20 protein-coding genes and 1 riboswitch are annotated in these 20,705 nt (G+C 62.8%); of the genes, 12 read left to right on the forward strand and 8 right to left on the reverse strand.

What is annotated here, in order from left to right; genetic code table 11:
• Positions 1 to 93: 93 nt before the first annotated feature.
• A complete protein-coding gene (locus ACUY3D_RS11040; RefSeq protein WP_269948798.1) occupies positions 94 to 672 on the forward strand; it encodes an LURP-one-related/scramblase family protein in 579 nt (192 codons plus the stop codon).
• On the opposite strand, the gene ACUY3D_RS11045 is transcribed toward ACUY3D_RS11040, so the two are convergent.
• Positions 669 to 1,724: an HAD-IB family hydrolase gene (locus tag ACUY3D_RS11045; RefSeq protein ID WP_230310910.1), complete on the reverse strand. Its 1,056-nt coding sequence runs from the start codon at positions 1,722 to 1,724 to the stop codon at positions 669 to 671. The two genes, ACUY3D_RS11040 and ACUY3D_RS11045, sit on opposite strands and share 4 nt — an antisense overlap.
• 66 nt (positions 1,725 to 1,790) lie before the next feature.
• On the opposite strand from ACUY3D_RS11045, the gene ACUY3D_RS11050 reads away from it, so the two are divergent.
• From ACUY3D_RS11050 to ACUY3D_RS11090, 9 genes are all read left to right on the forward strand, one after another.
• Positions 1,791 to 2,030: a glutaredoxin family protein gene (locus ACUY3D_RS11050; RefSeq protein ID WP_070533963.1), complete on the forward strand. Its 240-nt coding sequence runs from the start codon at positions 1,791 to 1,793 to the stop codon at positions 2,028 to 2,030.
• Positions 2,031 to 2,134: 104 nt separating this feature from the next.
• On the forward strand, positions 2,135 to 3,511 hold the full coding sequence (locus ACUY3D_RS11055; RefSeq protein WP_154736755.1) for a glutamyl-tRNA reductase: 1,377 nt from the start codon (positions 2,135 to 2,137) through the stop codon (positions 3,509 to 3,511).
• Positions 3,512 to 4,402, forward strand: a complete 891-nt coding sequence (hemC, locus tag ACUY3D_RS11060; protein WP_070533958.1) for a hydroxymethylbilane synthase — start codon at positions 3,512 to 3,514, stop codon at positions 4,400 to 4,402.
• Positions 4,403 to 4,580: 178 nt separating this feature from the next.
• Positions 4,581 to 6,287, forward strand: coding sequence for a bifunctional uroporphyrinogen-III C-methyltransferase/uroporphyrinogen-III synthase (locus ACUY3D_RS11065; RefSeq protein ID WP_269948797.1), 1,707 nt, complete (start codon positions 4,581 to 4,583; stop codon positions 6,285 to 6,287).
• Between the two features lie 62 nt (positions 6,288 to 6,349).
• On the forward strand, positions 6,350 to 7,327 hold the full coding sequence (gene hemB, locus ACUY3D_RS11070; protein ID WP_269948796.1) for a porphobilinogen synthase: 978 nt from the start codon (positions 6,350 to 6,352) through the stop codon (positions 7,325 to 7,327).
• 10 nt (positions 7,328 to 7,337) lie between these two features.
• Complete coding sequence (locus tag ACUY3D_RS11075) at positions 7,338 to 8,036, forward strand: hypothetical protein (RefSeq protein ID WP_070521089.1); 699 nt, start codon at positions 7,338 to 7,340, stop codon at positions 8,034 to 8,036.
• Positions 8,033 to 8,530, forward strand: a complete 498-nt coding sequence (locus ACUY3D_RS11080; RefSeq protein ID WP_070521085.1) for a tellurium resistance protein TerC — start codon at positions 8,033 to 8,035, stop codon at positions 8,528 to 8,530. Before ACUY3D_RS11075 ends, ACUY3D_RS11080 begins: the two co-directional genes overlap by 4 nt.
• Before the next feature lie 38 nt (positions 8,531 to 8,568).
• The gene (gene hemE / locus ACUY3D_RS11085) at positions 8,569 to 9,609 is read left to right on the forward strand and encodes a uroporphyrinogen decarboxylase (RefSeq protein WP_269948795.1); all 1,041 of its coding nucleotides are present in this window, start codon (positions 8,569 to 8,571) and stop codon (positions 9,607 to 9,609) included.
• Entirely contained in the window at positions 9,610 to 10,992 is a 1,383-nt protein-coding gene (locus ACUY3D_RS11090; protein ID WP_269948794.1) for a protoporphyrinogen oxidase, read from the forward strand.
• Here ACUY3D_RS11090 and ACUY3D_RS11095 read toward each other — a convergent pair.
• The 3 genes from ACUY3D_RS11095 to ACUY3D_RS11105 form a co-directional block, all read right to left on the reverse strand.
• Positions 10,989 to 12,608 carry an ATP-binding cassette domain-containing protein gene (locus ACUY3D_RS11095; RefSeq protein WP_448241118.1) on the reverse strand — a complete coding sequence of 540 codons (1,620 nt, stop codon included), beginning with the start codon at positions 12,606 to 12,608 and terminating at the stop codon, positions 10,989 to 10,991. The genes ACUY3D_RS11090 and ACUY3D_RS11095 overlap by 4 nt on opposite strands.
• An 84-nt stretch (positions 12,609 to 12,692) precedes the next feature.
• On the reverse strand, positions 12,693 to 13,709 hold the full coding sequence (locus ACUY3D_RS11100; RefSeq protein ID WP_070533939.1) for an ABC transporter permease: 1,017 nt from the start codon (positions 13,707 to 13,709) through the stop codon (positions 12,693 to 12,695).
• Positions 13,709 to 14,287: an ABC transporter ATP-binding protein gene (locus ACUY3D_RS11105; protein WP_070533938.1), complete on the reverse strand. Its 579-nt coding sequence runs from the start codon at positions 14,285 to 14,287 to the stop codon at positions 13,709 to 13,711. Before ACUY3D_RS11105 ends, ACUY3D_RS11100 begins: the two co-directional genes overlap by 1 nt.
• Positions 14,288 to 14,670: 383 nt before the next feature.
• Here ACUY3D_RS11105 and ACUY3D_RS11110 point away from each other — a divergent pair, with 383 nt between their 5' ends.
• Complete coding sequence (locus tag ACUY3D_RS11110) at positions 14,671 to 15,294, forward strand: Fic/DOC family protein (RefSeq protein WP_070533937.1); 624 nt, start codon at positions 14,671 to 14,673, stop codon at positions 15,292 to 15,294.
• A 9-nt stretch (positions 15,295 to 15,303) separates the two neighbouring features.
• On the opposite strand, the gene ACUY3D_RS11115 is transcribed toward ACUY3D_RS11110, so the two are convergent.
• On the reverse strand, positions 15,304 to 16,143 hold the full coding sequence (locus ACUY3D_RS11115; protein ID WP_143336307.1) for an NAD(P)-dependent oxidoreductase: 840 nt from the start codon (positions 16,141 to 16,143) through the stop codon (positions 15,304 to 15,306).
• Positions 16,144 to 16,168: 25 nt separating this feature from the next.
• Positions 16,169 to 16,239: riboswitch (guanidine-III (ykkC-III) riboswitch) on the forward strand.
• A gap of 11 nt (positions 16,240 to 16,250) precedes the next feature.
• Here ACUY3D_RS11115 and ACUY3D_RS11120 point away from each other — a divergent pair.
• Positions 16,251 to 16,565 carry a DMT family transporter gene (locus ACUY3D_RS11120; protein WP_070521062.1) on the forward strand — a complete coding sequence of 105 codons (315 nt, stop codon included), beginning with the start codon at positions 16,251 to 16,253 and terminating at the stop codon, positions 16,563 to 16,565.
• Between the two features lie 163 nt (positions 16,566 to 16,728).
• On the opposite strand, the gene ACUY3D_RS11125 is transcribed toward ACUY3D_RS11120, so the two are convergent.
• Genes ACUY3D_RS11125 through ACUY3D_RS11135 form a run of 3 tightly spaced genes read right to left on the reverse strand, consistent with a single transcriptional unit; the run spans position 16,729 to position 20,305 of the window.
• On the reverse strand, positions 16,729 to 18,027 hold the full coding sequence (locus tag ACUY3D_RS11125; RefSeq protein WP_269948792.1) for an ABC transporter permease: 1,299 nt from the start codon (positions 18,025 to 18,027) through the stop codon (positions 16,729 to 16,731).
• Positions 18,024 to 18,698 carry an ABC transporter ATP-binding protein gene (locus tag ACUY3D_RS11130; RefSeq protein ID WP_269948791.1) on the reverse strand — a complete coding sequence of 225 codons (675 nt, stop codon included), beginning with the start codon at positions 18,696 to 18,698 and terminating at the stop codon, positions 18,024 to 18,026. Before ACUY3D_RS11130 ends, ACUY3D_RS11125 begins: the two co-directional genes overlap by 4 nt.
• Positions 18,695 to 20,305 (reverse strand): permuted SH3 domain-containing protein, encoded by a 1,611-nt coding sequence (locus ACUY3D_RS11135; protein WP_269948790.1) that lies wholly within the window; start codon positions 20,303 to 20,305, stop codon positions 18,695 to 18,697. The genes ACUY3D_RS11130 and ACUY3D_RS11135 overlap by 4 nt, the downstream gene beginning before the upstream one ends.
• Positions 20,306 to 20,705: the final 400 nt, after the last annotated feature.

Genomic DNA, 20,705 nt, shown 5'->3' on the forward strand with positions numbered 1-20,705 from the left:
TTTGAGACATACAAGCGCCCTCTTTGTATTAGGTGGAAAGTCTCATATCTTCCGGCCCCACAGGAGTCCGCTGCGTACGTATGATGGCGAACTATGTTGCCTAGACTCTTGACCCTTGACAACCTGGTTATCTCACAGACAAAGTCCTTCATGCAGGATCAGTTCCTGATCGCCGATGAACAAGGCGTGTCCGTGGGCACCATCGTGCAGTCGTCGAGCATGAAGGACATGTTCTTCAATGCCTCCCGCAGCCTCGAGGTTGCCTTCACGGATGAGCAGGGCAATCCGCAGCAACCGCTCATGGTGATCAAGGATCCGCCGAACTTCGTGCGGGATACGTATGAGGTGTATTTGCCGGGCGTCGAGAAGCCCATGGCGGTGGTGACCAAGAAGTTCTCCCTGCTGAAGACGCGCCTGACCTTGGAGATGGAGGGCTTCCCAGAGATTGAGATCGAAGGCGATGTCTGGGATTGGAATATCCAGATCAACAGCCAAGGGCAGCCCTTAGCGGAAGTGCGCAACGAGTGGTCGGGCGTGGGACGGTTCCTAGCCGGGAAGAATACCTACAAACTCAGCATCGCGCCGGGGCTCGACCCGCAGCAGCATGCGGGGCTCATCGGTGCGGTCATGTGCATGGATATGCTGCGCACCAAGCAGCAGAACAGTAGCTAGCGGCGCACCATGCGCCAGCTTCCATAGGAAAAGAGCGCGGTGGCCAGCGCCGGGAGGCCATAGGTGCGCACGGCCTTGCGCACGGAGCGGTAGTCGCGGATGAGCCAGCCTTTTTCCTCCGCGATATCGCGCAGCTTGGAATCCGGGTTAATGGCCACGGGGGTTCCCACCATGGAGAGCATCGGGACGTCGTTGGAGCTGTCGGAGTAGGCGGTGCAGCGCTCAAGGTCGAGGTTCTCCAAGGTAGCCAGTGCTGCCACGGCGTGCTTCTTGCCCGAGCCGTGGAGGATATCGCCCACGAGGCGGCCGGTGAAGCGGCCATCTTTTACTTCCGCCACGGTGCCGAGCGCACCCGTGAAACCGAAACGCTGCGCCAGAATCTGCGCCAGCTGCACGGGGGTTGCGGTAACCAGCCATACCTGCTGGCCGGCATCGAGGTGCATCTGGGCTAGCTGTTTCGTGCCCGGGTAGGCCTTGCGTGCCATGGATTGGTCCACGATGCTCTCGCACAGGGCCACCATCTCATCCACCGAGCGGCCCTTGACGAACTCGAGCGCCTGCACGCGCCCGGCGGCTACGTCCGCGGCATTCTCCGAACCGGAGACGCGGAATTTGAGCTGCTTCCACGCGATGGGAAGGATCTCAGAAAGCTTGAAGTAGCGGCGGCGCGCAAGCCCCAGCGCGAAGGCTACGAGCGAGGAGCCTTGGATCAACGTGTTATCCACGTCGAAGAAGGCGGCGGCGCCAACGTCCTGGGGGATGTCTGGGTCGGGCTCAGTGATGGAGCGTGAACCCGCCGATTCGAAGGATCCCCGGACGGAATCCACGCCAGAGGAAAACGCATCCAGGTCAATGCCAAAGAGATGTTCCACCGCCGCAGCTGCCGATGCCTCACCTGCCGCCCGCTGGTGCTCCTCACCCAGCGGGGCAAAGGCCTGTTGCTCCAAGAAGTTACGTAGGTTTCCCCTGCTTGCGGTCCAGTTGGCAAGGAACTCGCGGGGAGAATCGGGCATACCGGGAGGCAGGGGGAGGGGCACGAGTTCAGCTTTCATAGGGCGGGCAGACTAACGTGTCCATAGTAAACCGCGAACCGTTCTACGTCCTATCGAGGAGTTTCTATGTCCCACGTCGTCGAGCTGATGGTGCGTACTACGTGTGGCTCCTGCGCGCGAGTGCTCGAGCAGATTACTCCGGTGGTCCAGCAGGCTGGTGCGGAGCTTAACGTGCGCACGGTGGATGAGGATGCGGAGCTGGCCATGGAATATGGTGATCGCGTCCCCGTTGTAGTGATTGATGGGGAGGAATTCTCCTGTTGGGAAGTGGACAACGAGGAGCTAGCGCAGGCGCTGGCGCAGTAGTTTTCTTCGGCGTTCCCGCGAGTTTCGGAAACAAGCAGAAGGCTAGTAGTCTTTTGGATGATCTATGTCATCCAAAGGGATGATAAACAACTGGAGGGTAGTGCATGAGTGTGCTCGTCGTGGGCATGTCGCATCAGTCGGCGCCGGTGGCGCTGCTGGAAAAGCTGAGCATGGACGAGACCGTGCAGAACCATACGTGCCGGGCCATGGTGTCGGCAGGCTCGCTGAGCGAGGCGATGATTATCTCCACGTGCAACCGCCTGGAGGTCTACACCGTTACCAATTCCTTCCACACCGGCGTGCAGGATGTCGTGCGCAACCTCGCTGAAGTCTCCGGCGTGGGGGAGGAGGAACTGCGCTCCTACCTTTATGTTCGCTATGCCGACGCCGCCGCTGAGCACCTCATGATGGTGGCCTCGGGCTTGGACTCGATGGTGGTAGGTGAGCAGCAAATCATCGGTCAAGTCCGTACCGCCTATCAGTTCGCTGTCGAGCAGGGAACCGTCGGGCCGCGTATCCACGCGCTGGCCCAGTCCGCGCTGCGCACCGGCAAGCGGGTGCATTCCGAAACCGAGATCGATGAGGCGGGATCCTCCATGGTCTCTTTCGCTTTCGATCAGGCCCTGAGCCGCATGGGCACGGACGATCTCGACGGCAAGCGCGTGCTGATCTTGGGGGCGGGTGCAATGGCCTCGCTAGCGGCAACCCACGCGGGGCGCTTGGGAGCACACCTGGTTATTGCGAACCGCACCCTGGCTCGCGCCCAGCGCGTGGCGGAACATGCCCATGAAGCGGGCGTCTATGCGGACGTCGTTGAGTTCGCGCACCGCGCCCAGGCTTTGCACGATGTGGACATGGCGATTTCTGCCACGGGCGCCCAGGATTTCACCATTTCAGCGGCCGACGTCGAGCGTTACCACGTGGCCGACCGCGAGCTCATGCTCGTGGATCTCTCCTTGCCGCGCGATATCGATGATGCGGTAGCAGATGTCGAGGGGGTCGACCTCGTTAACATCGAGAGGCTGAGTAATTCTTTGCAGGCGGCCGATACTGACCTTGCCGCCGGCACCAGCCCCCACGCGCAGGCGCGGCGCATCGTCAATGAAGAGCTGGAAGCCTATGCTTCCGAGCAGCGCGTCCGCGACGTCGTCCCGGCGGTATCGGCGCTGCGCAAGCGGGCAGCGAACCTGGTTCAGTGCGAGGTAGCGCGGCTGGAGCAGAAGCACCCAGAGCTGGATGAGCGCCAGATGGGAGACATCAACCGTGCTCTCAAGCGCGTTGCAGATAAGCTGCTCCATGAGCCCACGGTTCGTGCGAAGAAGCTCGCAGCCAACTCCGGAACGGTGAGCCACGAGACCGCGCTGCAGGAACTCTTTGGGCTCCAGCTAGAGGGCAGCGGTGTGGCCATTGACGTGGCGGAGCTGCCGGATGCCGCGCAGATGGAAGCCGCGGAAAGCACTAAGGAAGAAAAGGACGCATAGATGTTGACGATCGGCACCCGAGGATCCCTCCTGGCCACCACGCAGTCGGGGCACGTGCAGGAGTGGCTGCAGCAGGCAGGCTATGAGGCAGAGCTGCACATCGTCACCACGCAGGGGGATGTCAACATGGCGCCCGTGGAGCGCATCGGCGTGGGCGTATTTACGCAGGCCCTGCGTGAGGCCGTTGCCCGCGGCGAGTGCGAGATCGCGGTGCACTCCTTCAAGGATCTGCCCACGGCTGCCGACGAACGCTTCGACCTTGTGGTTCCGCAGCGCCAGGACATCCGCGAAGCGCTTATCGCCCGCGATGGCCTGACCCTCAAGGAGCTGCCGGAGGGCGCACGCGTAGGTACCTCCGCGCCGCGCCGCATCAGCCAGTTGCGGGCGCTGCGCCCGGACCTTGACATTCGCCCACTTCGAGGCAATATCGATACCCGCATGGGCAAGGTCACCGGTGGCGAGCTCGACGCCGTCCTCCTGGCCTACGCCGGCCTCGTGCGCGCGGGCTATGCCGATCGCGCCACCGAGGTCTTCGACCCGGAGGTTTTCATGCCCGCCCCGGCACAGGGCGCGCTGGCCATCGAGGCAGTGAAGGGAACGGAGGCTGCACAGGCCATTGCCCTGCTTGCCGACGCCCCCGCCACCGCCGCCACCCGCGCCGAGCGCACCGTGCTCTCCCGGCTAGAAGCCGGCTGCACCGCGCCGGTTGCCGCGGTCTCTCACTGGGAAGGCGAGCAACTGGTCGTGCGCGGCGGAGTCTTCGCCCTCGATGGTTCTCGTCAGCTCATCGCTCAGGCCCAGGGCGAGGCCAGCGAGGCAGAAGAATTGGGGCGCGCGGTCTCCAAGGAGCTCTTCGCGCAGGGAGCTGCAGACCTCCTGGCAGCGGAGTAATCGCACGTAATTTTTGCTTTGGGGCCTTTTCCTTTAGTGTGTATCTAGCACACAATCATTGAGAGCAATGATTTAGGCCCCCTTAACTCGCGAGTGAGGGGCTTTCTTGTCTCCATTTCCCGCGCCCGCCACGCGTGGCGCCGGGGCACTCGGAATCCACAAACTAGAAAAGAACCTTATGAGCAATGCCGTGCCGGATACCCAGCCTGAGCTGGGTAAGTCTGATCTGGGCAAAGTCGTCTTCGTCGGTGCCGGCCCAGGTAACCCCGACCTGCTGACCGTTCGCGCCCGCGAGGTTCTGGAGACGACCGCCAACGTTGTGACCGACGCCGCCGTTTCACAAGGCGTGCGCGACATGGTGGCGCAGCAAGTGCCGGTTCCGCAGGAGCTTCTCGACGCCGCCGAGGAAGAGTACGAGCGTATCTGCGCCGCCGCAAAGGAAGCGGGCGCGCGCCGCAAGCCGCCACGCCCAGCCCCGCCGACGGCGGCGGTGTTTGAGGAGGTCGAGGGGGACGTCGTCAAGCAACTGCGTGCAGCACTCGAGCGCGCAGAGGGCCACGACGTGATCCGCCTGGTCACCGGAAACCCGCTCAACCGCGAGTCCATCAAGGCGGAAATCACCGCCGTGGCCAATGCGGGCATGGAATTCCAGGTGGTCCCGGGCATGTCCCTGCCTTCGACGGTTCCGTCTTTTGCAGGTATTGCTCTCGGTGCGACCTATACCGAGGCCGACATCACCGAAGGTGCGGATTGGGACGCGCTGGCCTCTGCGACGCAGCCGCTGGTTTTGCAGGCCACGGCAGATGACCTGCCGGTGATTTCCGCCGAGCTGGTGGAGCGCGGGATGCCCGCGGAGACGGAAGCCTACGTCACCGTCCACGGAACCACCCGTCTGCAGCGCACCCACGAGACCACTCTGGGCACGCTGGGCAAGCTCGACGCTGAGCTGCCGGGCGAGCTCGTCGTCACGCTGGGCCGCAGCTTTGATGATCGCTCGAAGTACTCCTGGTGGGAGAACCGTTCGCTCTATGGCTGGCGCGTGCTCGTGCCGCGCACGAAGGAGCAGGCCGCGGCGATGAGCGCCCGCCTGGCTGGCCACGGTGCCATTCCGCAGTCGGTGCCCACTATCTCCGTGGAACCGCCGCGCAACCCGGCGCAGATGGATCGCGCCATCAAGGGCATCGTCGAAGGCCGCTACAAGTGGGTCGTGTTCACCTCCGTCAATGCGGTGAGCGCGGTGTGGAAGAAGATTGCGGAACTCGGCCTCGATGCCCGCGACTTCGCCGGTGTGCACCTGGCGGCGGTGGGGCAGAAGACCGCCGATGCGATTCGCGCCAAGGGCATGGTCCCGGAGCTTCTGCCGCCGGCGAGGAAGCAGAATGCCGAGGGTCTCGTGGAGGTCTTCCCCAACTACGTTGAGGACATCGACGCCGTGGGCCGCGTGTTGCTGCCGCGCGCCGATATCGCCGGCGAGACTCTGGTGGACGGCCTGTTGGACTTGGGCTGGGAAGTCGATGACGTGGTGGCCTACCGCACCGTGCGCGCGGCCCCGCCGGCGGCGGAGATCCGCGACATGATCAAGTCCGGTGGCTTCGATGCGGTGGCCTTTACCTCGCCGTCGACGGTGCGCAACCTCGTCGGCATCGCCGGCAAGCCCCATGCCCGGACCATCATCGCGTGCATCGGCCCCTCCACCAAGGCGGCGGCCGAGGAGGTGGGGCTGCGCGTGGACGTGGTCCCGGAGGTTGCGGATGTGCCGACGCTTGTCGACGCCCTCGCTGACCACGTCGCCGCCCTCCGCGCCGCCGGCAACCTGCCTGCTCCGCGCAAGAAGCGCCGCTCGCGCAAGAAGTCGGCGTCGACCACTGCTGGGAAGGCAGATTAGGGGCGACTAGAGTCGAGAAAGTACTTTTGATTTTCTCGTAGCTCAAAGGAGAGTTTTTACTCATGAGCATTGCTCGCCGCCCCCGCCGCCTGCGTCAGAACCCGGCTTTTAGGGACTTGGTTGCGGAAACGTCGCTGCGCCCCTCCGACCTCATCCTCCCGATGTTCGTCGTCGATGGTCTGGATGAAGCCCGCGAGATCCCCTCCATGCCGGGAGTGGCGCAGCACAGCTTGGATTCCCTCAAGCGCGCCGCCCACGAGGCACTTGACGCCGGCGTGACCTGCGTTGACCTTTTCGGTGTGCCGCGTGAGGGAGACAAGGATGCAACCGGCTCCGTGGCTTGGGACCCGCAGGGCATCCTCAACGTTGCGATTGCCGAGCTGCGCAAAGAGTTCGGCGATGACCTCATCGTGATGGCGGATACCTGCCTCGATGAGTTCACCTCGCACGGTCACTGCGGTGTGATCGATGACAAGGGCCGCGTGCTCAACGATGAAACCGTGGAGCTCTACCAGGACATGGCCCGCTCTCAGGCCCGCGCTGGTGCGCACATGGTCAGCCCCTCCGGCATGATGGACGGCCAGATTGCCGCCATCCGCGAGGCCCTCGACGAGGCCGGCCACGAGGACGTGGCCATCATGGCCTATTCCGCCAAGTACGCCTCCGCCTTCTTCGGTCCCTTCCGCGATGCGGTGGGCTCCTCCCTGGAGGGCGACCGCCGCACCTACCAGCAGGATCCGCGCAACTTCCGCGAGTCCATGCTGGAGGTGGACCTGGACATCGAGGAAGGCGCGGACATCGTCATGGTTAAGCCTGGCCTGCCGTACCTCGATGTGCTGGCCGGTGCCGTGGAGCGCTCCTCCGTGCCGGTAGCCGTGTACCAGGTGTCCGGCGAGTATGCGATGATTCAGGCAGCCGCCCAGAACGGGTGGATCGATGGTGAGGCCGTTATGCTGGAGTCCTTGACCGCGTTCAAGCGCGCGGGCGCGGACCAGATCCTGACGTACTTCGCCACGGACGCCGCCCGCTTGCTCAAGTAAAAGGAGAATCGTGACGTTCAGCCCGAACACGGCTTCGTCGGCGCAGAAGCCGGCGAAGCAGGACAAGGAGCCGGATAAGGAGAAGGCCACTCGCACCGAAGCCGTTTCCCTCATGCTCAAGGTGTGGGCCGTTGCCTTGGTGCTTGAGGTGGTGCACCTAGTCCTGAGCATCGTGCTGACCCTTCTGAACCGGGACGAGCTCTTTGCCCAGGCCCGCACCACCGCGGAGTCCGCAGCGGAAAAGTCTGGGCAGGACGTCAGCGATGCCCTCGTGCAACTCGTGGGCTATGGCTCGGTGGCGTTCAGCTCGCTGATATCGCTCGCCATCGTCGTCCTGCTGGGCATCATGCTGGGCTTGATCCACAAGAACTCCTCGGCGGCCGGCACCGGCCGGCGCCTGTGGTTCGCCTTCTCCCTCTACTTCGCCTTCCGCGTGCTCATCGTCTTCATGAGCAGCCCCGCTGGGGCGAGCGTTCCGGACTGGCTGTTCGTCCTCGATGGCGGCGTGCAGATCCTCGTCGGCGTGGCCGCCGTCATGGGCTTGATCTTCTCCTCCAAGGAAGAAGTTCTTGAGTACACCGGCGAGATGGAACAGATGCGCCAGATGCGCAAGGAGATGGAAGAGCAGCGCCGTCAGGAAAACCTGGAGGAGCGCGAGAAGAAAAACAAGGACAAGGAGAAAGAAAGAGACAAGGACGGCAAGCGATGAATGACCGCCCCGGCCCCGCGGACTATAATCGCCGTCCGCGCCGCCCTAAGAAGCAGGGCGAGCAGGATCTTTCCACCTGGCCTTCCCAGCTGCGCATCTCCTATTGGGTCTTTGTGGTTGCCGCCGTTGTGATGTTGACCGCCGGAATGGTGGGACTCTTTGGCTCCTATGGCTCGGTGACCAACCCCGAACTCAGCCCAGAGCAGGTGGGCTATATCCGTTTCAATACGCGCTTTGCTGCCATTTCTCATGTGGTGAGCGCTGTCATCATTGCGGCGTGCTCCGCGCAGTTAGCAAACGGTTCGGTGTGGGCGCGCCGCATCATTACCGCGGTTTCCGCCTATGCCATGTTCGTCAGCATAGCGGCGCTGATTGCCGGCGTGGGCGGGCTGCTCTTGTTGCTCATTCCGATGGCGCTCATGGTGGGAATCTTCTTCCTCTTTCATCCAGACTCGACGGCGTTCATTAAGGCCCGTCGGGCGCAGAATTCCTGATTGGCGCCCACTCCAACTTTTGATTCATAATGGACGGTATGTCTCGTCTGTCTGCCGCGCCGCTTATTGAGGCCGCTTCCGGCCGCACCCCGTCCCGTCCGCCCGTCTGGTTCATGCGCCAGGCGGGGCGTTCTTTGCCGGAGTACCGCAAGGTCCGTGAGGGAATCAGCATGCTGGATTCCTGCTTCATGCCGGAGCTGCTGGCGGAGATTACCCTGCAGCCAGTGCGCCGCCACGACGTCGACGCGGCCATCTTGTTCAGCGATATCGTCGTCCCGCTCAAGGCCGCGGGCGTCGGCGTGGAAATCGTCCCCGGACGCGGCCCAGTCATGGATGCGCCCGTGCGCAGCAAGGAGGACGTGGCGAACCTGCCTATCCTCGACGTCGACGTGCCCGAGGTGCGCCAGGGCATCGAGATCATTCTGAACGAGCTCACCGACAAGCAGGCACTCATCGGTTTTGTCGGTGCGCCTTTCACTTTGGCCAGCTACCTCATTGAGGGTGGCCCCTCGAAGAATCATGAGCGCACCAAGGCCTTGATGCATTCCGAGCCGGACACCTGGCACCAGCTCATGGAGCGCCTGACCCCGACGATCATCTCTTTCCTCCAGCTTCAGCTGGAAGCGGGCATCGATGCGATGCAGCTCTTTGATTCCTGGGCGGGCTACCTCAACGAGCGCGACTACCGCGAGTTTGTTCTGCCCTATTCAACGCAGATCCTTAAAGCCGCGGAGGGCCGCGTGCCGCGCATTCACTTCGGCGTGGGAACCGGCGAGTTGCTCGGCGCGATGTCGGAGGCCGGTTCGGAGGTCATGGGCGTGGACTACCGCGTGAGCATGGATGCCGCCGCGGCACGCGTCGATGCAGACATCCTGCAGGGCAACCTTGATCCAGCCTTGCTCTTTGCCGGCGAGGAGGCGGTGCGCCAGGGCGTGCACACCATCAAGGCAGAGGTCGCCCGCGCAAAGGAGCGTGGCGACGTGAAGGGACACATCTGGAACCTCGGCCACGGGGTTCTGCCGACTACCGACGCCGACGCCATCACCCGCGCCGTCGCCATCATCCACGAGGAGGGCTAAATGAAAATCGCGATCATTGGTGCTGGACTGGCGGGACTCACCGCCGCGTGGGAACTCAAGCACAACACTGAGGGCTCCCATGAGGTTTATGTTTTCGAGGCGGCCGATCGCATCGGCGGCAAGCTGCACACCGTGGCTTTCAACGGCGGCCCCACGGACATGGGCGCGGAGGCCTTCATCCGCCGCCGCCAAGATGCCGTGGACTTCTTCACGGAGCTGGGCTTGGAGGATTCCTTCGTGGAACCCAACAGTCAGCTGCGCCCCCGCGTGTATACCGGCGGCGAGCTGCACTTCTTGCCACAGGGCGGTGTCATGGGTATTCCTTCCGCGCCGCAGGACTTCTTCTCCGCTGCCACCAATGAGCGCATCACCAACGAGCAGCCCTTTGAGTGGGAAGTCGGCGGGGATGTCTCCGTGGGCAAGCTCGTGCGCCAGCAATACGGCGATGACGTGGTGGATCACGTGGTCTCCGCGCTGCTCGGCGGTGTGTACTCCTGTACGGCCGACGACCTAGGCCTGCGCGCTACGGTCCCGCACTTGGCGGCCACGCTGGACTCGCTGGCTAAGGAGGGTCCGGTAACCCTGTCGGCGGCAATCAAGCAGATCGAGTCCGGCCGCAGCCCGGCCGAAGGCTCCGTCTTCGGCACCTTCAAGGGTGGCTACGCCGAGCTCTACGAAGCCCTGGCTGAGAAGTCCGGCGCGCAGATCCACCTGGACACCTTCGTCTCGGGCGTGACGCGTAAGGGTGATGCCTTTGAGGTCAAGGGCGCGCCGGGGGATATCGGCCCCTTCGACCGCGTGCTCTTTGCCACCCCGGCTCCGACGACCGCGCGCCTGCTCAAGGCCGTGGCTCCGGAGGCCGCCCAGGAGTTGTCTTCTGTCCAGCTGGCCTCCTCTGTGGTCGTCGGCTTCAACTTCGCCTCCGCCACGGACCCGGAGGGCAACTCCCTTCCGGAGGCCACCGGCATTCTCGTCGCCTCGGACGAGCCCGGCGTGCACGCCAAGGCTTTCACGCTCTCCTCCAATAAGTGGCCGCACCTGAACGAGCGCGAGGGCTTCCTCGTGCGCGCCTCCTTCGGCCGCTTCGGCGATGACGCCCTCGTGCGCGCGGAGGAGGATGACCTGGTGGACTATGCCCTTGATGACCTGCAGAAGATCACCGGCTTCGACGGCCGCGCCGCCGGCGTGGAGGAGATCTACACGCAGCGCTGGTTCGGCGGCATCCCCCGCTATGACGAAAAGCACCTGGCTACCGTTGCCGCCGTGCGTGCCGCGCTTGCCGACGTCCCCGGTATCGCCACCGCCGGCGCTTGGGCCGATGGAGTCGGCGTGCCCGCCGTCATCGCCGGCGCCCGCGCTGCCGCGCAGGCGCTCGTCAGCTAGCTCTCCGTCCCTCCTTGTGGTGCCTTCAGCTGGTCGATGGAGTTACGTAGTCGCTCTGCATTGCGAGGGGAACGCAGAAGGTATTCCGTTTCACGGAGCGAGTTGTAGTCATCCATGGAAACGGTCGTTGTGAGGTTGAGCTGTTCGCACACGTGCTCATCGTGGCTGACCAGGATGAATGCCCCGCGGTAGCTCGTGAGCACCTCAATCAGCCAATCGGTGGTGGGGATATCGAGGTTGTTTGTCGGTTCGTCGAGAAGCAGAAAGCGCGGGGCTGGGTCGCTGAGCAGGACGCGGGCGATTTCGACGCGGAAGCGCTCGCCACCAGAAAGCTGGCCCACTGGCTGGTGGATCTTGTCGTTGATAAAGAGCATCTGGGCCAGCTGGTCGCGCAGGAACTGCGGGTCCGCGTTGGGATTGGCCTCCCGTACGATGTCGAGCACCGACTTCTCCTCGGGTAAGACGATGCGCTGCCGGATGTATCCACAGGGCAGCGCGTACTCGACGTCGCCGCGGGCGACGCGGTTGAGGAAGGTGGTCTTGCCGCTGCCGTTGGGCCCGGCAAGGCGAACACGCTCGGGGCCAGTAATGCTGAGCAGATCGCTGACCAGCACGCGGGTGCCCGCGGGCAGCTCAGTGCCGGGGAGATCGATGTGGACATGGGTGTCGTCGCGAAGCGCGCGCTGTGCCTTGTCATGAGCCGACAGGGCGGCAGCCACTGCATCGTTGGCCTGTTGAGAACGCCCAGCGGCCGAGCGCTCAGAACGGTTCTTGTCCAAGCCCATGGCCATGCCGGGTTTGCGCTTCGAGGCGGCGAAGTTCTTGCCGCGGCGGGCATCGCGCGCAATGCGGGTCTGCATGGCGGCGCGCTCGCGGATTTGTTTGCGGTGTTCGGCCTTGGTCTCTCGGACCTTGGCCTGCGCGGAATCCTGCTCGGCATCAATCGCTGCGCGGTAGGAGGAGTAGTTTCCCTCGAACTCGCGAAGTGTTCCGTGGTAGAGCTCCGCAATGCTATCCGCGTGCGCGAGGAGCTCGCGGTCGTGTGAGACGACGAGAACCGGCATCGGCGCGGTGCGAATGAGCTCGAGCAGAAGCTGGCGTGATGAGGAGTCCAGGTTGTTGGTGGGCTCGTCGAGGATGAGGAAATCCGGCTTGCGGAAGAATGCGGCGGTCAGTGCCACGGTCACCGCTTCACCACCCGACAGTGTTCCGATAGTGCGCTCTAAGGGGAAGGGGATACCCGCAGCGTCGAGAGCTGCTTCAATACGTTCTGCTAAGTCCCACTGCTCACCAACAGTGGCGGCGAGCTCTTCCGAGTATTCGCCAGCCTCAATGCGGGCAATGGCGTTGAGGACTTCGGTCGCGCCAAAGACATCGGCGATGGTGCTAGACGTATGGAGGCCTAAATCCTGGTCGACATAGAGGACTGAGCCCGCGGATACCGTTCCCGAAGTCGGGGCAATGAGGCCTGCAAGTACCTTGGCTAGCGTTGATTTTCCGGAACCATTCGCACCGACCAAGCCCGTGAAGTGCGAGGAAAACGTGCCGGTGAGCTCCGTGAAACAGGGGGTGCCGTCGGGCCAGGTGACGGTGAGATGAGAAAAAGAAATAGGCATGAAGAAATCCACCTTCGAGTAAGTCGCGTAAAAAGTGTGACGTCGAATTAGGAAAAAATCTTCATGCCCGAAAGACTAGCCCGGCTAATACCCCAGCGCAAGGGCCGCCACACCAAGACCGAGGGCGCCGCGGGCAATGTAGTGCAGCACCTCGGGGGAGAAGGAGACACCGAAGCCGCCGCTGTCCAGCATGGACATGCTGTCTACCTGTGCCGGGCGGGAACGCTTAAACGACGCCCAGCTAAGACCGGCGATGATGAGCACCACTGCGATGGCGGAGAGCTTCCACACCAAGAGGAGGACACCAGCACCAAGGAGCGCCGTGCCCACTGAAGCGATAAGGGGAAGGCCCCAGTCGGGCCATGCATCGTCGCTGACGCGGCCGAAGGAGGCAGCGCGCCCAACCGCCGCGCCGACGATGCTCCACGCGGACATGAATCCGACGATAGCCAGCGCCCCGAGCTGTGGGGCGAACCCCAACGTCAAGCCGAGGGCTGCGAGCGCACCGACGCCGATGTACCACCGTCGTCCCAGACGACGGAAGAAGAGACCCGTCAACGTGGAGGGCGCATGGGTGCGACGAGGAATCCAGGCGGACTGGCTCGCAATGGCATCAGAGGTGACCTCCGAATCAAGCAGACCAAGGCCGGATCCACCGACCAGGCGCGTATGCCCAGCGCTGAGAAGCGAAGCCAGCGTGAACGAGCGCCACCCCACGACGAAACGCAGGGCCGGGACTGTCAGCGCGAACCACGGGGATAGCCCGGTGGACACGCAGATGCCGAGACCTAAGACCCCGAACCCGATCAGCTGCGTCCATGTGATCCAGTCGGTACCGCGGAGTTTGCCGCGTGGGCGATCAACGTACACCCAACGTTCCCGGGAGAGCGCCCGTAGGGGATAAAGAGTCTCGGCGAACACGATGAGAGCGAGCAGTCCCACGATGCCGGCAATAGGAGCGACACCAGTCAGCGTGATGCGCGCCGGGATGATAGGCACGACGGCGCTGACTTCTTGCCATCCTGTGTAGCCGAAGCCGATGACGATACCGGCGAGGATGAGATACCAAATGCCATCACCTAGCCGGGATAGCGTGCGCATCACAGCTGCACCACCTCGTCGCAGGCCTGGGTGATCGTGTCGGAATGCGTGGCCACGACGATGCAGCGATTCTCCTCGTCGGCTAGGTAGCGCAATTCGCTTGCGAGGAACTCAGTCCAGGTGGCGTCGAGGTGGCGCTCGGGCTCGTCGATAAGCACTGCGCGCGCCGGCTGGTACAGCTGTGCGGCCAGGAACACGCGCTGGCGCTGGCCTGAGGACAGGCGCGAGGCGGGGTGAGGGAGGAGAGGCTCAAGCGCCCAGAGTTCGCAGAGCTTGGCGACGTCCACCCCTGTCGCCTTTCCTATCAAGTCCAGGTGCTCGCCCACGGTGAGGTCGGGGAGGAAAACCGGCTCAGCCACCGTAAGTACAGCACCCGGTTGCTCCTTCGTGCCGACGGGATGGCCGTCGCACTCCACTGAGCCTTCGAGAGGCGCAAGCTCACCGCCGAGCGTGGCTAGCAACGTGGATTTACCTGAACCGTTGGGCCCAGCGAGGCCATAGATGCGGCCTGGGGCGAAGTCCTTCTCAAGATGTCCAAGGGGCGTGGAATGCCCATAATCGGCGTCGATGGAAAGCATTGCTGGGCGGCGTGCTCCTTACATTGGGCGGCTAGACAATAGTTAAAACTTATTTATGAAGTTTAGCAAAATGCACGCCCCGAACGTTCTTTTCGAGGTGGGAAACACCCTTGGGATTGGTGTCATGAGCTGCTAAAATGAGAGAAAATGTAGTTGAAAACTCGGGAGGATAGCAATGTCGGAGCCTGTTCAAATTGAAAGCAGTAGTAGCGACCGTGATCCGTTAGCGTTGAGCGATGCTGCGTTGCGTCTAGCAGGCCACGATGTGACTGATGAGTACGTGCGCCAGCTGGGCCGCGAGGTGGCTGCAGGGACATTATCTGCCGACGAAGCTATCGCTCGTGTTCGGCGAGCTTCGCTGAAATAGAGCGCGGGGGAGAAACATGAGCGGGGGCTGGGAGAGCTATTTCATTCCAGGGACCAAGGTTCTGAAGAATCGCTTGGGGTTAGATGACGCAGAAGAACTACGGATCTTGGAAGAAAAGCTTGTATTTCTTCGGATAACCGAGTTGGAGTCGGCACCTGTGGAAGGTGCTTTTGACTACGCGCACTTCAAGGCTATACATCGACATCTTTTTCAGGATGTGTATGACTGGGCGGGTGAAGAGCGGACTGCCCCTACAGACCAGTTCATGATTAAGGCTGGGCATGCCTACTATCCGGCGGGGCCGGAAATGACGAAGGCAGCAGAGAAGCTGTTTGCGGGGCTGGCGAAGGATGATTTTCTGCGTGGCCTAGAGATTGATGAGTTTGTGACCAAGCTGGCGGAGCTGTGGGGCGAGCTCAATGTGGTGCATAGTTTTAGGGAAGGCAATACCCGTACGCAGACGGTGTTCTTTGATGCGCTGGTTACGGCGGCAGGATACCAACTTAATGTGGAGCGGCTAGCGAGTGATAGCCGCGTACGCGCGGAGTTTATTGCCGCGCGCTTTCACAGCCAGGACACGGGGGATAACGCGCAGCTGGAGGAGGTGCTGCGCGGGCTCGTCGGAAAGCGCAGTGCCTAGCTCTCGAGGCTAGCCCTTGTTGCGGAAGACGAAGATGGAGGAGAAGTCCTGGTCGCCGTGGCCCATGGCCTGCTGTTCCTCAAAGCGCTCGATGGCGGCGGCCACTGCAGGCAGCGGCTTGTTGGCGGTCATCTCCATGAGCTTGGCGTCCTTGCACAGGGCATCCACGGTGAAGTCACCCGGAGTGGTGTTGCGCTCGCCGGTGATGAACGGGCCCTTCATGTTCTTCATGAAGGCCAGGCCGGTGATGTCGAGCATCTCGAGGATGACCTCGGAATCGAGGCCCTCGGACTCGCCGAGGTGGAGTGCTTCCAGCACGCCCTCCGCGGTAACGGCAAGTGCCAGGTTGGCCAGGAGCTTGCCAATCGCCGCGGTGGCGGCGGACTCCACGCCGATGAGCTTGTTCTCATCGGCCCAGGACTCGGCGATGGTCATGGCGAGTTCGCGGCGGTCGTCGTCAGGCGTGCCCACGTAAACGCCGAGCTTGCCCTCGCGCGCCGGGCCCAGCGAGCCGACGACGGGCGCGTGGACATAAGAGTCGACTGCAGCAGCGAATTCGCGGGCGGCGTCGGGGGAGACGGTCGTGGTATCGATCCAGGTCACGCCCTCCGGGATGAGGTTGGTCTCGATGACTCGCTCACGGATGTCATCGGGGCCAAAGAGCGAGGTAATGATGACCTCTGCGCCCTCTACGGCGGCGGTGGGCGAATCGGCGAGGGTAGCGCCGGACTCGACCAGCGGCTGCGCGCGCTCGGCGGTGCGGTTCCAAACGGTGAGCTCATGGTTCTTGAGGAGGTGTCGGGCGAGCTCGGTGCCCATGCGGCCAGTACCAAGGAATGCAATCTTCATGCCGCCCAGTGTGCCATTATTGTGGGCAGGCTCGCCGCGATTTATGCGAGCCCCGGACGAGGGAGCCGTACCCGGTGACGCGACAAGACGGCCAGAAAGGACTGGTCATGTCGTGGTTCGTATTGATTTTCTCCGGTGCCTTTGAGGCTGTGTGGGCGGCGGCGCTAGATAAGTCGGAGGGCTTTAGCCGCCTGTGGCCCTCGGTGATCTTTTTCGTGGCCTGCGCCATTTCGATGGGCGGGTTGGGCTGGGCCATGAAGTCTATCCCCGTGGGCACGGCCTACGCGGTGTGGGCCGGTGTGGGCGCGGTGGTCACCGTCATTTACTCCTTCGTCGCCGGGCACGAGGCGGCAACCGTGTGGAAGGTGCTGTTCCTGGCCATGATCATTGGTGGGATCGTGGGCCTGAAGGTGGTGCATTAGGAGGCGTCGTCGTTTGAAACGACGAAGGAGAATCGATAGTTCGGTGAGTGGATGCCTATGTACTTGCGTAGTAGGCTTCTGGATATCAAGCCGCAAGGCAAATAGGCTCTGGCCCCAGCATCGCTGGGGCTATCTTTTTGTTCCGGTTCGGTTGAACGCGTCGCTATTCGTAGCGCAGCGCCTCAATCGGGTCCAGCTTCGCGGCCTTGCCCGCGGGGTAGTAGCCGAAGAAGAGGCCAATAGCCAGCGAGAAGAGCAGCGAGAGGATGACCGCCCACAGCGGCGGTGCTACGAGTGAGCCGATGGCGGCCGCGCCCGCCATGCCGGCGGCGGTGCCGATGGCGATGCCGATGAGTCCACCGATGAGGCAGACCACGATGGCCTCTGTGATGAACTGGATGCGGATATCGCGGCGGCGTGCGCCAAGCGCCTTACGGATGCCAATCTCGCGGGTGCGCTCGGTGACCGTGATGAGCATAATGTTCATCACGCCGATGCCGCCGACGAGCAGCGAGATGCCGCCGATGGCCGCGAGCACAAGGCTCATCGTGGTGAAGATCTGGTTCAGGGACGCGAGGTCATCGCTGAAGTCGGACACCTTGACCATGTAGTCAGGGTTGTCCTCGTAGTAGCTATCGAAGACGCGCTGCAGGTTGCTGGCTACCGCGGCCTTATCCAAGTCCGGGTTGCCGCGAACGGTGACCTCGCTGAAGGCGGTGCCAGCACCCGGGGAATCGGAGAACTCGGCCTCGAGCGGGTAGGGAACGAAGGCGGTTTGGCTGGGGCCACCGCCCACCAAAGGCCCGGTTTGCGGTTCCTCAAAAACACCGATGACGGCGAGCTCGATCGGGGAGGCCTCCTGGCTTTCAAAGCTCACGTATTGGCCAATGGCGTCTTCAGGAGCGCCGAAAAGCTTGGTGGCGGTTTCCTTATCCAGCATGGTCACTGCCCGGCTGGAGTCGATATCGTCTTCGCTGAGGAAGCGCCCGGCCACGATGGAATAGGACGAGCCTGAGACATAGTCAGGGTTGGTTGGGCGGACCAGGAGGTTGGCGGTCTCCTCCTCTTGTTCGTCGCCTTCGGCGACGAAGGCGCCGGAATAAGAGCTGTACTCGCCGATATTGATGCCGGCGATCTGATCTCCCAAGACCTCCTTGGCGCGGTCCAACATGTCCGGGGTGAGCATAGAGGATTCGTCTTCGACGAAGCCGCCGCCCATGAAGGGATCATCGGCTTCTTCCTCTTCGCCCTCCTCAGGGCGCTCCTTGACCTGGACGGTGAAGTTATTGGCGCCGACCTTGTCCAAGTCCTTTTGCACGGAAGACTGCAAGGAGTGGCCCAGCGTGACGATGGCGATGACCGCGGCGATGCCGATAATGACGCCCAAGAGAGTCAACGCCGAGCGCATCTTGTTGGTGCGCAGGCTGGTCAGCGCCATCTTGGTGGATTCAGCGAAATTCATGACAACACCCCGTCCTTCATCGTGACGGTGCGGCTGCATTCATCAGCCAATTCCGGGTTGTGGGTAATAAACAAAATGGTCTTTCCATGCGTGCGGTGCAGTTCGTGGAAGAGGTCCATGACCATGCGGCCGGTCTGCGAATCCAGTGCGCCGGTGGGCTCGTCCGCCAGCAGAATATCCGGCTGGTTGGCCAAGGCGCGGGCCACCGCCACGCGCTGCTTTTGACCACCGGAGAGCTCGTTGGGCAGGTGGTTCATGCGGTCACCCATGCCGACCATCTCCAAAAGTTCTTCCGCGCGCTGGGTGCGCTCGTGAGCCGAAACGCCCGCATAGACCATGGGCATCTCCACGTTCTTTAGCGCGGACATGCGGCCGATCAGGTTGAAATTCTGGAAGATGAAACCGATTTTTTGGCCGCGGAAGGAGGCTAGTTTGTCGTCGCCAAGCGCCAGTGCATCCACCCCAGCCAGCTGGTACTCGCCGGCGGTGGGGCGGTCGAGGAGGCCGATGATGTTCATGAGCGTGGACTTGCCGGAGCCGGACTGGCCCACGACGGCCACGAACTCGCCTTCGTCCACGCTGAAGTCGAGGCCCGGGATGACGGTCAGCTCGCTGTCGAGACCCTCGTTGAAACGTTTGACGATTCCCCGCATCTCAATGAGGCGGCTCATGCGTTCTCTTCCGCATCATCGGAGCCTTCTACGGAGGCGGACATGCCGACCATGTCCTTGTGCGTATCCGCCTGGCTGATGACGGTCTCGCCCTCCTTGAGGCCGGAGGCGATGGCGGCGGAGAAATCAGATTCGCTGGCGATCTTCACCTCGCGCGCCTGGATAGTGCCGTTGTCGACGACCAGGACGTTCTTCTTGCCGTCTTCTTCATAGATGGCGGAGAGCGGCACGGTGATGGCGTTCTTGTCCTTCTCCGTAATGATCTTCACCTTGGTGGTGGAACCAAGGCGCAGGCCCTCGCGGTTGCCATCGACGCGGATGTGCACGGGGAACTCAGGCTTGGTGGAACCAGATGGTTTGCCGGAGCCGCCACCTGCACCGGCTTCTACCTCAGGTTGTTCGGCCGTAGGGGAGATGAAGGTGACCTTGCCTTTGTACTCTTTGCCGGGGCTCGACGGCGAGGTGAACGTGACTTCATCGCCGACCTTGATGCGGGCGATGTCACCCTCCTTGACCGTGGACTTCACCAACAGTGAGGAATCATCCGCCACGGTGAGGATGGGGCCTTCGGCGGGCATGCCGGCTTCACCACTGACGGAGGTGACAACGCCAGCCAGAGGGGAGCGCAGGTCGGCCTGGGAGAGCGTGTACTCCAGAGGCCCATTCTCCTTGGCGTTGCTGGCGCTTGCCGACGCCGCCGTCTCCACCGCATGGTTCACCGCTTGGGACTGGGAGGCGATTTGGTGTTCGATGGCCAGGTTGCTGGCCTGCAGTGCACGCTCGGCATCGGAGACGGCCTGGTAGGAAGCGGCGGTGGCGCGCTGCTGTTCGCCGAGCTCGCGGTCGATGCCACGGAGGAGGCGGCCATAGGATTCCTCGGATTCCTTCAATTGGCGCTCGGAGTCTTGCACAGCTTCATCGGAGTCCAGGTAGCTTAAGAAAGCGCTGGCGGTGTTGATGCCGGAAGGGTCCTCGGTGGCGGTGCCGATGGAGGCCAGCGCGGACTGGAAGGACTTGGACTCGGCATCGCGCACCCCGGAGCGCGCCTGCTCGACGGCCGCGCGGGCTTCGGCAACCTCGGGGCGGTCGCCCTTGGTAGCGAGGGCATCGTCGAGCTTGCGCTGCGCCTCGGCGTACTCGGTCTGCGCCGAATTCACGGCGGACTGGGCGCTATTGACCTCCGGGTTGAGGCCCTGGTCGAGGGAATCCTGAAGCTGGCGCAGCTGAAGCTGGGCGTCCTCGATCTGGTGGACGGCCTCGAGCTTGCCTGCCTCTTGGGAGGTGCGCTGGGCTTCGAGCTCGCGCTCGGTTTCGGTGGTGTCCATGCGGCCGAGCAGCTGTTGGGCCTCGACGCGGTCACCCACCTTCGCGTCTAGGGACTGGATGGGTCCGGTCAGTGAGCTCGTCAGAGAAATCTCGCGCTCGGCGGAGACGGTGCCGGTGGCGGAGACGGAACTGATGAGGTCTTCCTTGGCGGTTGTCGTGACATCGCTAGCGGTGAGCTGAATGTCGGAGGAGCCGCTGGTTAGTGCGTACATTCCACCACCGCCTGCGAGGAGAACCGCAGCGATAGCGCCGGCGGTGATGCCGAGAGCTTTCTTGTTCATGAGTCCCTTACTGTCAGGTAAACGCCGTCATTGAAAATCGGGTTCAGCTTAACTCCCGGCTATGCTTCCTGTCATGTACAGCGGGGGAATATAGGAGGTAGATCAGGGTCTACCCTTAGATGGTGTGAGGCCATGAGGATTGGCGACGTTTCGATCAACTAAGGGTCCGAAAATGGGCGTTTTTCTGCCACTATTTGATCGAAACGTACTTGGTATCCGCCTTTTAGAAGGGCACATCGATGCGTATATCCTCCGCGCGCGGCAGCGGGGGAAGTGTCGGTATGCGGTCGAGGCCGGCTTGGACTTCTGGCGGGATGGGGATGGACGTGGGCACCCGCGGGGGCTCGGGCAGTTCCAGCTTGGGCTTGGGCCGCTGCGGTGGGGCCGGACGGGGTGCGGG

Source organism: Corynebacterium guaraldiae (assembly GCF_053480195.1).

Coding starts and splice junctions, on each gene's coding strand:
- ACUY3D_RS11050 (WP_070533963.1), top strand. CDS start 1,791: ATGTCCCACGTCGTCGAGCTGATGGTGCGTACTACGTGTGGCTCCTGC.
- ACUY3D_RS11080 (WP_070521085.1), top strand. CDS start 8,033: ATGAATGACCGCCCCGGCCCCGCGGACTATAATCGCCGTCCGCGCCGC.
- ACUY3D_RS11130 (WP_269948791.1), bottom strand. CDS start 18,698: ATGAGCCGCCTCATTGAGATGCGGGGAATCGTCAAACGTTTCAACGAG.
- ACUY3D_RS11135 (WP_269948790.1), bottom strand. CDS start 20,305: ATGAACAAGAAAGCTCTCGGCATCACCGCCGGCGCTATCGCTGCGGTT.
- ACUY3D_RS11125 (WP_269948792.1), bottom strand. CDS start 18,027: ATGAATTTCGCTGAATCCACCAAGATGGCGCTGACCAGCCTGCGCACC.
- ACUY3D_RS11110 (WP_070533937.1), top strand. CDS start 14,671: ATGAGCGGGGGCTGGGAGAGCTATTTCATTCCAGGGACCAAGGTTCTG.
- ACUY3D_RS11115 (WP_143336307.1), bottom strand. CDS start 16,143: ATGAAGATTGCATTCCTTGGTACTGGCCGCATGGGCACCGAGCTCGCC.
- ACUY3D_RS11100 (WP_070533939.1), bottom strand. CDS start 13,709: ATGCGCACGCTATCCCGGCTAGGTGATGGCATTTGGTATCTCATCCTC.
- ACUY3D_RS11120 (WP_070521062.1), top strand. CDS start 16,251: ATGTCGTGGTTCGTATTGATTTTCTCCGGTGCCTTTGAGGCTGTGTGG.
- ACUY3D_RS11105 (WP_070533938.1), bottom strand. CDS start 14,287: ATGCTTTCCATCGACGCCGATTATGGGCATTCCACGCCCCTTGGACAT.
- hemE (WP_269948795.1), top strand. CDS start 8,569: ATGTCTCGTCTGTCTGCCGCGCCGCTTATTGAGGCCGCTTCCGGCCGC.
- ACUY3D_RS11045 (WP_230310910.1), bottom strand. CDS start 1,724: ATGAAAGCTGAACTCGTGCCCCTCCCCCTGCCTCCCGGTATGCCCGAT.
- ACUY3D_RS11090 (WP_269948794.1), top strand. CDS start 9,610: ATGAAAATCGCGATCATTGGTGCTGGACTGGCGGGACTCACCGCCGCG.
- hemC (WP_070533958.1), top strand. CDS start 3,512: ATGTTGACGATCGGCACCCGAGGATCCCTCCTGGCCACCACGCAGTCG.
- ACUY3D_RS11065 (WP_269948797.1), top strand. CDS start 4,581: ATGAGCAATGCCGTGCCGGATACCCAGCCTGAGCTGGGTAAGTCTGAT.
- ACUY3D_RS11095 (WP_448241118.1), bottom strand. CDS start 12,608: ATGCCTATTTCTTTTTCTCATCTCACCGTCACCTGGCCCGACGGCACC.
- ACUY3D_RS11055 (WP_154736755.1), top strand. CDS start 2,135: ATGAGTGTGCTCGTCGTGGGCATGTCGCATCAGTCGGCGCCGGTGGCG.
- hemB (WP_269948796.1), top strand. CDS start 6,350: ATGAGCATTGCTCGCCGCCCCCGCCGCCTGCGTCAGAACCCGGCTTTT.
- ACUY3D_RS11040 (WP_269948798.1), top strand. CDS start 94: ATGTTGCCTAGACTCTTGACCCTTGACAACCTGGTTATCTCACAGACA.